At 69.2% G+C, this 12,632-nt stretch carries 9 protein-coding genes; 6 read left to right on the top strand and 3 right to left on the bottom strand.

Going from position 1 to position 12,632, the window contains the following annotated elements:
• Positions 1–80: 80 nt before the first annotated feature.
• Complete coding sequence (locus tag ACOQPP_RS18375) at positions 81–3,431, bottom strand: SusC/RagA family TonB-linked outer membrane protein (protein WP_420637126.1); 3,351 nt, start codon at positions 3,429–3,431, stop codon at positions 81–83.
• 295 nt (positions 3,432–3,726) lie between these two features.
• Positions 3,727–4,938, bottom strand: coding sequence for a tyrosine--tRNA ligase (gene tyrS, locus ACOQPP_RS18370; RefSeq protein ID WP_419167988.1), 1,212 nt, complete (start codon positions 4,936–4,938; stop codon positions 3,727–3,729).
• A 152-nt stretch (positions 4,939–5,090) separates the two neighbouring features.
• Here tyrS and ACOQPP_RS18365 point away from each other — a divergent pair, with 152 nt between their 5' ends.
• Entirely contained in the window at positions 5,091–7,334 is a 2,244-nt protein-coding gene (locus ACOQPP_RS18365; protein WP_420637125.1) for a penicillin-binding protein 1A, read from the top strand.
• An 18-nt stretch (positions 7,335–7,352) separates the two neighbouring features.
• Here the strand turns inward: ACOQPP_RS18365 and ACOQPP_RS18360 are convergent, their stop codons facing one another.
• Positions 7,353–8,675 (bottom strand): thymidine phosphorylase, encoded by a 1,323-nt coding sequence (locus tag ACOQPP_RS18360; RefSeq protein ID WP_419167335.1) that lies wholly within the window; start codon positions 8,673–8,675, stop codon positions 7,353–7,355.
• A gap of 88 nt (positions 8,676–8,763) precedes the next feature.
• Between ACOQPP_RS18360 and ACOQPP_RS18355 the strand changes: the two genes are divergently transcribed.
• The 5 genes from ACOQPP_RS18355 (at position 8,764) to ACOQPP_RS18335 (ending at position 12,579) form a co-directional block, all read left to right on the top strand.
• Positions 8,764–9,261 carry a hypothetical protein gene (locus ACOQPP_RS18355; protein ID WP_419167336.1) on the top strand — a complete coding sequence of 166 codons (498 nt, stop codon included), beginning with the start codon at positions 8,764–8,766 and terminating at the stop codon, positions 9,259–9,261.
• Positions 9,258–9,731 (top strand): Holliday junction resolvase RuvX, encoded by a 474-nt coding sequence (gene ruvX / locus ACOQPP_RS18350; RefSeq protein ID WP_419167337.1) that lies wholly within the window; start codon positions 9,258–9,260, stop codon positions 9,729–9,731. Before ACOQPP_RS18355 ends, ruvX begins: the two co-directional genes overlap by 4 nt.
• Positions 9,728–10,759, top strand: a complete 1,032-nt coding sequence (mltG, locus tag ACOQPP_RS18345) for an endolytic transglycosylase MltG (RefSeq protein ID WP_419167338.1) — start codon at positions 9,728–9,730, stop codon at positions 10,757–10,759. Before ruvX ends, mltG begins: the two co-directional genes overlap by 4 nt.
• Positions 10,760–10,779: 20 nt before the next feature.
• Positions 10,780–11,403, top strand: coding sequence for a thiamine phosphate synthase (thiE, locus tag ACOQPP_RS18340; protein ID WP_419167339.1), 624 nt, complete (start codon positions 10,780–10,782; stop codon positions 11,401–11,403).
• Positions 11,404–11,499: 96 nt separating this feature from the next.
• Positions 11,500–12,579: an IS630 family transposase gene (locus ACOQPP_RS18335; RefSeq protein WP_420637124.1), complete on the top strand. Its 1,080-nt coding sequence runs from the start codon at positions 11,500–11,502 to the stop codon at positions 12,577–12,579.
• The last annotated feature ends 53 nt before the right edge of the window (positions 12,580–12,632 follow it).

The raw sequence follows: 12,632 nt of genomic DNA, 5'->3' as shown, positions 1-12,632 counted from the left end.
TCTCCCGTCGGTTCGTCGAAACCCGGGAGCGCCCCGCCCTCCGGAGAGGGCGGGGCCCGCCGCTGTCAACAGGTTGAGGTCTAGAAGACCAGTTCCGCCGAGAAGGTGAACGTCCGGAAGTTCGGATATGCGAAGTTGTCCTGGGCGTTGATCGCCGTGCTTCCCAGCTGGCCGCCGCCGCCGCCGACCTCGGGATCGTAGCCGCGGTAATCGGTGATCGTGAACAGGTTGCGACCGATCGCGTTGATCGTCACGCGGTCGAAGACGCCGCCGAACAGGCTCTCCACGATCGACGCCGGCAGCGTGTAGCCGAGTGACAGCTCGCGGACCTTGATCCAGGAGCCGTCTTCAATGAACCACGAGTTGTCGGCGTTGACCGAGTAGATCGCCGACGCGTATCCGACGGGCTTGTTGTGTTCCAGGGACTTGCCCGTCTGGTCCGTGTCCTCACCACGCAGCTCGCGAAGCGACCACTGTCTCGTCCCGTTGTAGATGTGGTGCCCCATGGAGGCCTCGAGCAGGGCGTTCAGGCTCAGGCCCTTGTACCGGAAGTTGGTCGCGAAGGACGTGTTGAAGTTGGGCGTCGTGTTCCCGATCGGGAGGCGATCTTCGACGAGCGGGCACTTCTCCATGTAGTCGCCGGGATTCTTCTCCACGCACACCGGAGAGTAGTCCCGGATCTTGATGGGAAGACCCCAGTGGTACGAGTTCTCGCCGTCCTCCGTGGCGACCATGACCTGGGTGCCCCACAGCCCGCTGCTGAACCCGTCGGTGAAGTTGGCGCTGCCCGTCGGGACGAGCAGCCCGTCGTCGTTCACCTGGAAGTTCGAGGCGCAGTCGGAGGCGGAGATGCCGACCGGCGCGAGGTCCGCGCAACTCTCGGCCCAGATTTCGCCCCACATCTCGCCCAGCGGACGACCTTCGGCGACGTAGAAGGCGCTGAACTGATAGGCGGGAACGTCGAGGCGCGTGATCTCCTGCTTCGTCTTGTCCCAGTTCACGCGGAACTGCAGGCCCACGTCCTGTTCGTCGATCGCCGCGTAGCGGAGCGACGCCTCGTACGTCTGGGCCGAGATCTCGCCCGCGTTCTGCCACTGGCTCGAGAAGCCCACGAACGCCGGCTGCGGGACCTGCAGCAGCTGGTCGTCCGTCGTCTGCCACGCATACGTGAGGTCGAGCCCGATGTTCTCGAAGAACACGAAGTTCATCCCCGCCTCGCGCTCGGTCGTGAACTCCGGCTTCAACGCCGTGTTCCCGAGGTTGACCGGGAAGATCGCGCCCGCCGAGACGCCGAACGTCTCGTACTGGGCGTAGAAGTTGGGCCGGCCGCCCGCCGTCCCCAGCGAGAAGCGCAGCTTGAACTCATCGATCGCGTCGATGTTCCAGAAGTCCTCCTGCGCGATCCGCCACGCGACCGAGCCCCGGTAGTACGTCTGCCAGCGCTCGTCCGGACCGAACAGCGAGGAGCCGTCGCGACGGACCAGACCGTCGAGGATGTAGCGGCCGCGGTAGTCCGCGCTCGCGATCCCGAACAGCCCCTCCGCCTTGATCTGGCGGACCTGGTTGTTCCCGCTCGTCTCGCCGATGATCGCGCCGAAGTTCGGCACGTCCTGCACCGAGAAGCGGCTCCCGAACACGCCGTTCGAGCCGAAGTCCTGATCCTCGATCAGGTAGCGGGCCTTCCCGCGCACCGTGAGATCGCCGTCCATGAACGTCTGGCTGGCGCCGAGCGTCACCGAGGCGTTGATCGCCTCGTCCGTGAAGTTGAACTCCCTCAGGCTGCCGCCGGTGAAGTCACCGGTGCCGCCGCCGCCGGCCGTGCGCTCGTTCTTGGGCCGGATCCTGTAGTCGCGGAAGTCCGTGCGGTCGAACGAGGCGTTCGCCTCGAACGTCAGCCAGTCGAGCCCCGTGGGCGAGTAGTTGAGGTCCACCGAGCCCATCGTCCGCGTCCGCTTGTCCCGGCTGTCGTTGACGGCCAGCAGGTAGAGCGGGTTCGGCTCGATCGACTGCGGGTCCGCGTTGATGTCGGGATACCCGTCGCTCGGATCGATGTCGGTGATGTCGATCGCGGGCGACATGAAGGTCAGGCGGGAGAAGGCGCCCGTGGAAACGGCCCGGTCGTCCTGGTCGGCGCGCGAGTAGAAGCCGCTCGCCGCGATGTCCAGGTCGCCGAAACGCGTGTCGACGTTGAGGCGCACGTTCTGCCGCTGGTAGCCTTCGTCATTCGGCAACCCGACGTTCAAGGCCGACAGCCCCTGCGCGACGCGGTCCGCGTTCAGATCGCCGAGGTTGTCGGCGCACACCGCGCAGCTGACCACCCCGGCCTCGCGGAACTGGTCCACGCTCACCCGGAAGCTCGACTCGCCGAAGCGGCCCGTCACCGCCCCGTAGATGTCCACCGTCTCGCCCGGATCGAAGAACGTGTCCATGTGGTTGAAGAGGTCGTTCGGGAAAGCCTGGTTCGCGAACGCCGTCTGTGGCGTCGCGGCCTCTCCCGGCATGATCTGGTTGTAGAGGATCGCCGACCCGAAGCCCGGACGGTTGAGGTCGCGGAAGTCGACCTCGCTGCCCGTCGAGTCGATGAACTTCGTCCCGGAGGCGTTCATCGTGTACGGGTGCGATCGCACGAGGCCGATTTCGCCGACGAGCTGGCCGAAGCCGTACTCGCCCCGGGTGAGGATGTTCAGCGAGTTCGTCTGCAGACCCGTGCCGCGCTTCGTCGTGATCTGGATCACGCCGTTCTGCGCACGCGAGCCGTACAGCGAAGCCGCCGCCGCGCCCTTCACGATCTCCACGTGGTCGACATCCAGCGCGCCCACGTCGGAGAGCGATGCCTGCTCGGACTGGATCACGCCGTCGATCACGATCAGCGGCGCCTGCGAACGGCCGGATGCGTTGATGGACGTCGGGCCGCGGAGCAGGATGTCGGCCGGCTGGCCGGGCTGGCCCGAGCCGGACACGACCGATACGCCCGCCGCCTTACCCGCGAGCAGCGAAGAGGCGTCCGCGGCCGGGACCGGGAGGTCTTGCGCCGAGAGACGCTCCACCGTGAACGGGAGCTTCACCTGCGGCGTCGCGCCGACCACCCCCGTGACCACGATGTCCTGAATCCGCAGCGCCGTCTGCTGCACCGAGAAGTCCGCCGTGGCCACCTGCCCCGACTGGACCGTCACCGTCTGAGAGAGCTCGCGATAGCCGATCAGACGCACCGTCACCGTCTGCTCGCCCGCCGGCACCCCTTCCATGCGGTACGTGCCCTCCGGGCCCGACAGCGTGCCGATCACCGTACCCGCTACGAACATCTGCGCGCCCGCTACCGGGGCGAGCGACTCCGCGTCGGTCACCGTCCCCGACACCGCCCCCTGGGCGAGCAGCGGAGCCGCACCGATAAAGAGCCAGGCGCTCACTGCGGTGGCGGCCAGCGCGCTCACGCGCCTCCGCCTTCCTGACAAGTCAAACAACATGGATCACCCTCCTGTGGCAGTGGGATCCTCCAGGACCCGGAACTATTCGAGAGGTGCTCCCCTCGTCGGCGCGGCCGGGTCGATACACCGCGTCCGAAAACAAGCCGTCAGAGTCTGCTGCGCGTTACCGCTCCTGTGTATAACGTTCGAGCGCACCGTTTCGGGACACCCTGTCCGCTTCCCGGGTGCAGGAACGCCAATTCCCCCGGTGGAGGGGACCGGATAACATGAGCGGGCATTTCAGGGCGTGCAAGGGCTCGATCTACGGCTCAACCGAGATTCGCGCGAACTTCCGCTTGCCGCGCTGCACGACGTACTCACCCGCGCCGAGGCGCAGGTCCCGGTCGGCGATGACATCTCCGTCCACGCGCACGGCTCCCTGGCGGATGAGCCGGCCGGCCTCCGAGGAGGAGTACGCGAGATCCGAGTCGCGCAATACGTGGGCGATCCACAACCCATCACGGCCGTCGAGCGAGAGCGCGACCGTCGGGATATCCTCCGGCACCTTCCGGTGGCGGTGCAGACGGTCGAACGCCTCCCGCGCCCGCCGGGCGGCGGCCGCGCCGTGATATCGCGCGACGATGTCCCCGGCCAGCCAGCGCTTGGCCGCCAGCGGATCGGTCCCGGCCTCGCGCCGGCGCCGGGCAAGCTCCTCGCCCCGGGCGCTCGACGCGAGCGAGATCCACTCCTCGAGGAGCGTGTCCGGAATCGACATTACGCGCCCGAAGGCATCCTCCGCTTCCATCGAGATGCCGATGTAGTTGTCGTAGCTCTTCGACATCTTCCGCCTGCCGTCCGTGCCGCGCAGCAGCGGCATGATCAGGCAGACCTGCGGCTCCTGTCCGGCACGCTCCTGCAGCGTCCGGCCGAGCAGGAGGTTGAAGAGCTGGTCGGTCCCGCCGAGTTCGACGTCGGCCCGCAGGGCGACCGAGTCGTGGCCCTGCATCATGGGGTAGAGGAACTCGACGAGGCTGATCGGGCGGCCCTCGCGGTGGCGCTCCGCGAAGTCGTCGCGCTCGAGCATGCGGGCCACGGTGTACTGGGAGGTGAGGCGCAGAATGTCCGCGAGCGTGAGCCGCGCGAGCCACTCGCTGTTCCGGCGGATCTCCGTCGTCTCCGGATCGAGGATGCGGAACAGCTGTTCCTCGTAGGTGGCGAGGTTTGACTCGATCTCCTCCTCGGACAGCATCGGACGCGTTTCGTCGCGCCCGCTCGGGTCCCCGACGCGGGCCGTGAAGTCCCCCATCACGAAGACGACCCGGTGACCGAGTTTCTGGAACGTGCGCAGCTTGTGGATCGAGACGCCGTGGCCGATGTGGAGGTCCGGGCGCGTGGGGTCGAAGCCTTGTTTAATAATGAGTGGACGATCCTCCTTCGCCGAGCGTTCGAGCTTGGCGAGGAGTTCGGCTTCGGGGACGATCTGCTCGGCGCCCTGCCGGATTCGACGGAGCTGTTCTTCCAGGGGGAGAAACATTCGCACGCGGGTTCGGTATATTCCCTGTCATCTCGTCGTGGCTCCCGTCGGGAGCGGCGTGACGATACAATCGGCCTCGCGGCGGTTCGACGCGAGGGGCGAAGTCCGGAGGAGATCGTGAGCGGCAGCGGGAGCGCAGGGCGGGGAGCGGCATGATGCGGAGGCGGAACTCCCGGAAGGCGCGACGCGCCCGCGGCGGGCGGCGCGGGACGCCACGGCGGAAGAAGACCGCTCCGCGGAGGAAGACCGCCCTCCGCTGGACGATCGCGGGCTGGAGGAGGCTCCCGGCGCGAGTGCGGGGGGGCATCGTGGTCGCCATCCTCGGCGCGGCGAGTTTCCTGGCCGGCCTGGGCTGGCGGGGCTGGACGCACCTCTGCGACGCATGCCCATCGATCGCCCAGATCTACGCCTTCGAACCCAAGGAGGCTACGAAGCTGTTCGCCGCGGACGGCTCGCTCCTCGCCGAACTCGCCATCGAGCGCCGCACGCCAATCCGGATGGACGACCTCCCGCGGCACATCTACAACGCCTTCATCGCGGTCGAGGACAAGCGTTTCTGGGGCCACGCCGGCGTTGACCTGTGGCGGACCAGCAAGGCGTTTGTCGATTTTCTGCTGCAGGGCTACGGAGCCGCCGGCGGTAGCTCGATCACGCAACAGCTCGCGGGCAACATGTTCCAGGGGTCGGTGGACCGGCGGGACATCACCGTGCGCCGGAAGCTCCGCGAGATGCGGGTCGCGATCGATCTCGAGCGCGCGTACAGCAAGACCGAGATCCTCGAGGCCTATCTCAACCAGATCAATTTCGACGGCGTGTACGGGGTCCAGGCCGCGGCCGAACGCTATTTCGGGAAGACGGCGGCGCAGCTCAACCTGCCCGAAGCGGCGCTCCTCGCGGCGATCCCCAGGAATCCCGCCGGCTACAACCCGACCCGCCGCCCCGAACGGGCGATCGGGCGGCGGAACCTCATCCTCGCGCTGATGGCGGAGCAGGGACTCGTGAGCCCCGAGGACGCGGCGGCGGCAAAGGCGTATCCGCTGGAGCTGACGCGCGGGGCCCGAATCCGGCAGGAAGCCCCGTATTTCGTGGAATGGGTGCGGCAGCGACTCCAGGCTCTGTACGGCATGGACATCTACGAGAAGGGATACAGGGTCTACACGACGCTGGATCCCGATCTCCAGGCCGTGGCGGACTCGGCGTTGCTCGCGCAGCTGGAGTGGGTGGACCGACACCCGGCGTTTTCGGGCGTCACCTTCGAGGAGGTGCGCGCCTGGCCCCCGGACAGCCTGTATCAGTATCAGGCGAGCCGCGATGGCGAGATGCCGTACGTCCAGGGCATGTTCATCGCGCTGGATGCGGCGACGGGCGACGTACGCGCGATGGTGGGGGGACGCGATTTTCGCGACTCGGAGTTCAACCGGGCGACGCAGGCCGTCCGGCAGCCGGGCTCGGTGTTCAAGCCGTTCGTCTACACGACGGCGATCGCCTCCGGGATCCCGGCCTCCGAGGTCATCTACGACCAGCCGTACTACCTCGAGAACGTAGGCGGCGACCCCTACGCGCCCAGCAACTTCGACGAGGACTTCAAGGGGCCGCTGACGCTGCGGCGCGCGCTCGCCCGCTCCATCAACGTCGTGGCCGTCAAGCTGGGGCAGCGCGTCGGAGAGGAGTCGTTCGCGCAGATGGCCGAACGGATGGGGATCTCGTCGGCAGTCCCGCGCGTTCCGTCCGCCGCCATCGGTTCCGTCGACCTGCGGCCGATCGAGGTCGCCACCGCGTACACGACCTTCGCGAATCTCGGCGTCCGCGTCAGCCCGCGGTCGATCCTCCGCATCGAGAGCAAGGAAGGCCGCGTCATGTGGGAGAGCCAGGTGCAGCGGGAGCGCGTACTCGACCCCGGCATCGCCTGGATCGCCCAGTCGATGCTGCGCGACGCGGTGGACATGGGAACGGGAACGCTGGCGGTGCGGTCGCGCTACGAGATTCCCTACACCGTGCCGGTCGGGGGGAAGACCGGAACCACGAACGACGCCACGAACACCTGGTTCGTCGGCTTCACGCCGGATCTCGTGACGACGACCTGGATCGGCTTCGACCGGCCGCAGCGGATCTATCGGGGGGCGACCGGGGGCGGAACGGCGGCGCCCGTCGGGGCGGCGGTGCTCGCGCACTACTACGAGACGCACGAATACCCCGACGCCTGGGAACGTCCCGAGGGCCTCATCGAGCGTACGGTGGACGAGACGACGGGCCTCCTGTCGACGCGGTGGTGCCCGGTCGAACTCAGCTACGTCGAGATCTACCTGGAAGGGACCGAGCCGACGGAGACGTGCGACGCGCACGGCCCGTGGACGGCCGGGTCGTCCTCAAGGCGGCCGGTGGGCCCACCTTACTGACCGGGGCGGGGGCGGATGTCAGCCGTCCGCCCGGCCAGCTTCGTCGACCCGGTCCAGGATCAGCCTCCGCGGGGGGAGCGGTTCCTCCGAGAGTTCAATGGCTTCGATCAGACGCTGCCCGGCGGTGGCGGCGCTCGACGAATCGGCCGCGTGGATCGTGACCAGGACCTCGCCTTCGGACACGTGATCGCCCGCCAAGCGGTGCAACTCGAAGCCGACCGTCGGATCGATCCTGTCCGCAACGCGCCGGCGGCCCGCGCCCAGTTCGACCGAGGCGAGCCCCACGCGGCGCGCGTCGATGTCGAGCCAGCCGGGAGCCGGCGAGCGGAAGGGCACCCGCACCGGCGCCGACGGGAGCCGGCCCGGGTCGTCCGCCACGCGCGGGTCGCCGCCCTGCGCCTCGATGAGCCGCGCGAGCCGCCCCAGCGCCGCGCCACCCTCCAGTATGGTGCCGAGCCCCGCCGCGGCAGCCTCGACATCGGCGGCACGGCCGGTGGAGACGAGCAATTCGGCGCCGAGGGCGAGCGTGACCTCGCGCAGATCGGCGGGCCCGCCGCCCCTCAGCGTCTCGATCGCTTCCGCCACCTCGAGCGCGTTGCCGATCGTATAGCCGAGGGGCGCATCCATGGCCGTCAGCAGCGCCGTGGCCCGAACCCCCTCGGCGGCGGCGAGGTCGACCATCGTCCGGGCCAGTCCCCGGGCCCGTCTCTCGTCGGTCATGAACGCACCGCGCCCAAACTTCACGTCGAGCACCAGCGCTTCGATCCCCTCGGCGACCTTCTTCGAGACGATGGAGGCCGCGATGAGGGTCGGCGAGGGCACCGTCCCGGTGACGTCCCGCAGGGCGTAGAGCCGCCCGTCGAGCGGCGCGATCTCCCTCGTCTGCCCGATCATCGCGCAGCCGACCTCGTCGAGGATGGTCCGGAAGCGGTCGAGTTCGATGGAGACCTGGAATCCCGGGATCGACTCGAGCTTGTCCAGCGTCCCGCCCGTGTGCCCCAGCCCGCGACCCGACATCATCGGAACCCGAAGCCCCGCTTCCGCCAGGAGGGGCGCGAGTACGAGCGAGACCTTGTCGCCGACGCCGCCCGTCGAGTGCTTGTCGACGGGCGGCGGGCCATCGTCCGCGAAGTCGAGCCTTGTGCCCGATTCGATGATCGCCCGCGTGAGCACGGACAGTTCCCCGGGATCGAGGCTGCGGATGAACGCCGCCATGAGGAAGGCGGACATCTGGTAGTCCGCGAACGCGCCCTCCATGTACGCCCGAAGGAGTGTCTCCAGCTCGTCGGGCGTGAGGCGGCCGCCGTCGCGTTTCTTCTCGATGAGTGGCGTCAGGAGCAAGGCATCATCCGGGTTCGGGAGCTTCGCGCAGACCACGCGTGCGGGCCAACCTTGTCCCCCTTCGATCGCCTGTCTAGCTTTCCGGCCGATGAATTCCCCCACGCAGGATCCCGTCGTAAGCCTCCCCAGGTCCGCCCTCTCGACCCTCTTCCGCCGTTGCGTCGAGCGCGGCGATCCGGGGATCGAGGCGGTGCGTGAAGCCGGCGACCGCGCGGGCGGAGGTCTTCTCGCGACGTTGGCCGAGGCGCCCGCGGCGCTGCCGGCGTCCGAGTTCTGGTCCCGGCTCGATGCGGCCCTCCGCCGGGCCGGACTCGGCTCGGTATCGTACCGGCCCGTAAGCCAACGGTCGGGCGCCCTTGCGTGGCGCGACTCCGTTGAGGCGCCGGAGGAACTTCCCGGCGGGGCGTGCTGTCACTTCGCGGCCGCATTGCTCGGTGGAGTGTTGAGCCGCGCGGCGAACCGCCCGGTGGCAGTCAGGGAAGTCCGATGCGGCGGCGGCCAGCCCTGCTGGTTCATGTTCGGCTCCGCGACAACGATCCGGGAGGTCCCGGCCGGGGTCGACCTCGGAGGCGCGGGGCGCTGGTGACCCCCGCGGGGCGCCTCATGGCCCTCGACTACGGCCGGCGGCGCATCGGGGTCGCCGTCACGGACCCGACCCGGACGATCGCGACGCCTCGCGGCGTGATCGAGCGACCGAGGCGGGGAGCACCAGCCTCCGCCCTCCCACATAGGTTGGTCGCGCTCGTGACCGAAGTGGAGCCCGCGGCCATCCTCGTGGGTATTCCCTTCGCGATGGACGGTACCGCGGGAGCGATGGCGGAGGAGGCACGAACCTTCGCGCGAGCCCTCCGGGAGGCCACCGGGGTACGCACCATCGAGTGGGACGAGAGGCTGTCCACGGCGCGCGCGGAACGGGAGATTCTCGCCATGCAGCTGCCCAGGGCGAAGCGAGAACAGAAGGGTCGGGCCGACGAGGTCGCGGCCTCCCTCATGCTCTCCGCCTACCTGCGGAGCACTGCGATCTCGGCCGTGGGCGCGGACACGGAAGGGCCATGAGCGGCCGGCCGGGGAGGCGGCAGGCGGGTCGGTGCGTGGCCGCCGTGTTGGCGGCCGCGGCACCCGTGGCGTACGGGTTCTTCTCCACCGAGTTCCGGGGGGTGGGGCCCGCGGACGGATCTACCGTCGAGATTCGCGTGCCCGAGGGGGTCGCCTCCGGAGACGTCGCCCAACTGCTGGAGACGGCCGGACTGATCGGCCACTTCGGAGTGTTCGACGCCTACGTGCGCCTCAGGGGAGAGGCGAGGTCGCTCAAGGCCGGCCGTTACGAGATTCCCAGAGGGGCGCCGTACGCGTACCTGTTGCGGGCGCTTCACAGCGGCGCGGTCGTCACCACACCGTTGACGATTCCGGAGGGTTTCGGGATCCCGCAAGTCGCGGATCGTCTCGCCGCGTACAGCGGAGATCCGGTGGAGGCGGTCCAGGCCTACCTGACAGATCCGGCGCGGGCTTCCGAACTCGGTGTCCCGGGGCCGACACTCGAGGGATACCTCTTTCCGGAGACGTACCGGTTCGCCGAGGGCGTCGGCCTCCCTGCGATCGTCGCCGCGATGGTCGGCCGTTATCACGCGTTCTGGGGCGAGGACGAGCGAGCCCGGGCCGCGACGCTCGGACTGGACGAGCGCGAGATCGTGACCCTGGCCAGCATCGTCGAAAAGGAGGTCCAGAGAGGGGATGAGCGTACGGTCGTCGCGGGCGTGTACTGGAACCGCCTGCAACGCGGGATGCTGCTCCAGGCGGACCCGACGGTGCACTTCGCGCTTGGGGAACCGAGGTCGCGCCTCCTCTACCGCGACATCGATGCCGTCGCGGACCACCCCTACAACACCTACACGCAGCCGGGGCTGCCGCCCGGCCCCATCGCTTCTCCGGGCGCGGCGTCGCTGCGCGCCGCCCTCCAACCCGCGGAGCACGAATACCTCTTCTTCGTGGCGCGGAACGATGGCTCGCACGAGTTCACGCGCACCCTGCGGGAACACAACGCCGCAATAAGCCGCATACGGCTCGCCCGCGACGCGGCGCGCTGAGCCCGCGCCCGGCGCCCGCCGTGCCCGATCCGGGGCGTCTCATGGTGCTCACGCACCCACGGCCCGCCTGCGGACGACCGCTCGAACAGGTCGTCGCGGACTGCGTCGGCGCCGGCGCCACCGCCATCCAGCTTCGCCACAAGACGGTCGACAGCCGAACCCTGCTCGAGACGACCATCCGGCTCCTCGCGATCACAGCGCCCGCCGGCGCCCTGCTCGTCGTCAACGATCGCCTCGATGTCGCCCTCGCCGCGGGCGCCGATGGCGTCCACCTCGGCCCCGAGGACCTGCCCCTCCCCACCGCGCGCAGACTCTCTCCCCCCGACTTCCTCATCGGCTACTCGACCGATGATCCGGACGAGGCCCGCCGCGCCGCCGCGGCCGGAGCCGATTACCTCGGTGTCGGGGCCGTCTTCGGCACCCGCTCCAAGCCCGGCCTCGCCGACGAAGCGATCGGCCCCGACCGCGTCCGCGCAGTCCGGAAGGCGAGCGGCCTGCCCTGCCTGGGGATCGGAGGCATCACTCCGGACAACGCGGCCCGCGTCCACGCCACCGGCGCCGGCATCGCCGTCCTCTCCGCCGTCATGTCCGCCCCAGACCCCGCCGCCGCCGTCCGCCGCTTCCTCGCCGTCACCACCCCGTAGCAAGACAATGGCGAAAGGTCGTCGCCGTCCGCAGCCCTAGTGTAGTGTCGCAGAGATGAGATGGTCAATGGGGGAAACACGTGCTATCTTCGGCGCATGCCCAAGATACGAAGGATCCGGTTGCGGCCCGGGGACCGCGAGGAGCTCGAACGGCGGGTTCGAGCCCGGAAGACCCCGCAGCGGCGCGCCGAGCGCGCCAGGATCGTCCTCGGTTCGGCCAGCGGCCTGTCGGGCCGGGCCATGGCCCGGAAGTTCGGCCTCTCGCTGCCGACCGTGCAGCGGTGGCTGGACCGGTACGAGGCCGAGGGTCTCGCCGGACTGGAGGACCGGCCCCGCCGGGGCCGTCCGCGAACGAGCATCACGCCGGAGGTGGAGGCGGAGGTCGTGCGCCGGACGCTGGAGGAGAAGCCGCCGCGGGGGACGCACTGGAGCACGCGGCTGATGGCGGAGGCGGCCGGGCTCCACCACAGCCAGGTGGCGCGGATCTGGCGGGCGCACGGGCTGAAGCCCCACCTCACGCGCACCTTCAAGCTCTCGACCGACCCGGAGTTCGTGGAGAAGCTCCGCGACGTGGTGGGGCTGTACGTGGACCCGCCGGAGCGGGCGGTCGTGTTCGCCTTCGACGAGAAGAGCCAAATCCAGGCGCTGGACCGCACGCAGCCGGGGCTTCCGTGGAAGAAGGGCCGGTGCGGCACGATGACGCACGACTACAAGCGCCACGGGACGACGACCCTGTTCGCGGCGCTGGACGTGGCGACCGGGGAGGTGATCCACAAGTGCGTGCCCCGCCACCGGCACCGGGAGTTCCTCCGCTTCATGGCCGAGGTGGAGACGCGGGTCGATCCGGAGCTGGACCTTCACGTCATCCTCGACAACTACTCGACGCACAAGCACGGGAAGGTGGAGGCGTGGCTGGAGAAGCACCCCCGGGTGAAGTTCCACTTCATCCCCACGTCGTCCTCGTGGCTCAACCTCGTCGAGCGCTTCTTCTCGGAGCTGGCGCAGCGCCGGCTCAAGCGGCTCGCCGTGACCGGCGTGAAGCAGCTGACCGACACGATCACGGCCTACATCGACGACCGGAACCGGGACCCGGCGCCGTTCAAGTGGACCGCCGCCGTGGAGGACATCCTGGCGAAAGTGAGCCGTGCGAACGCCACTTTCGCGACACTACACTAGCTAGCGCGGCCGGGTGCCGCATCACGGACGCCCCGTCGCCTTCCCGCCCCCGT

The sequence above is a fragment of the Candidatus Palauibacter sp. genome, assembly GCF_965222475.1.
Lineage (GTDB): Bacteria > Gemmatimonadota > Gemmatimonadetes > Palauibacterales > Palauibacteraceae > Palauibacter.
This window is presented reverse-complemented; position numbering and strand designations above follow the sequence as displayed.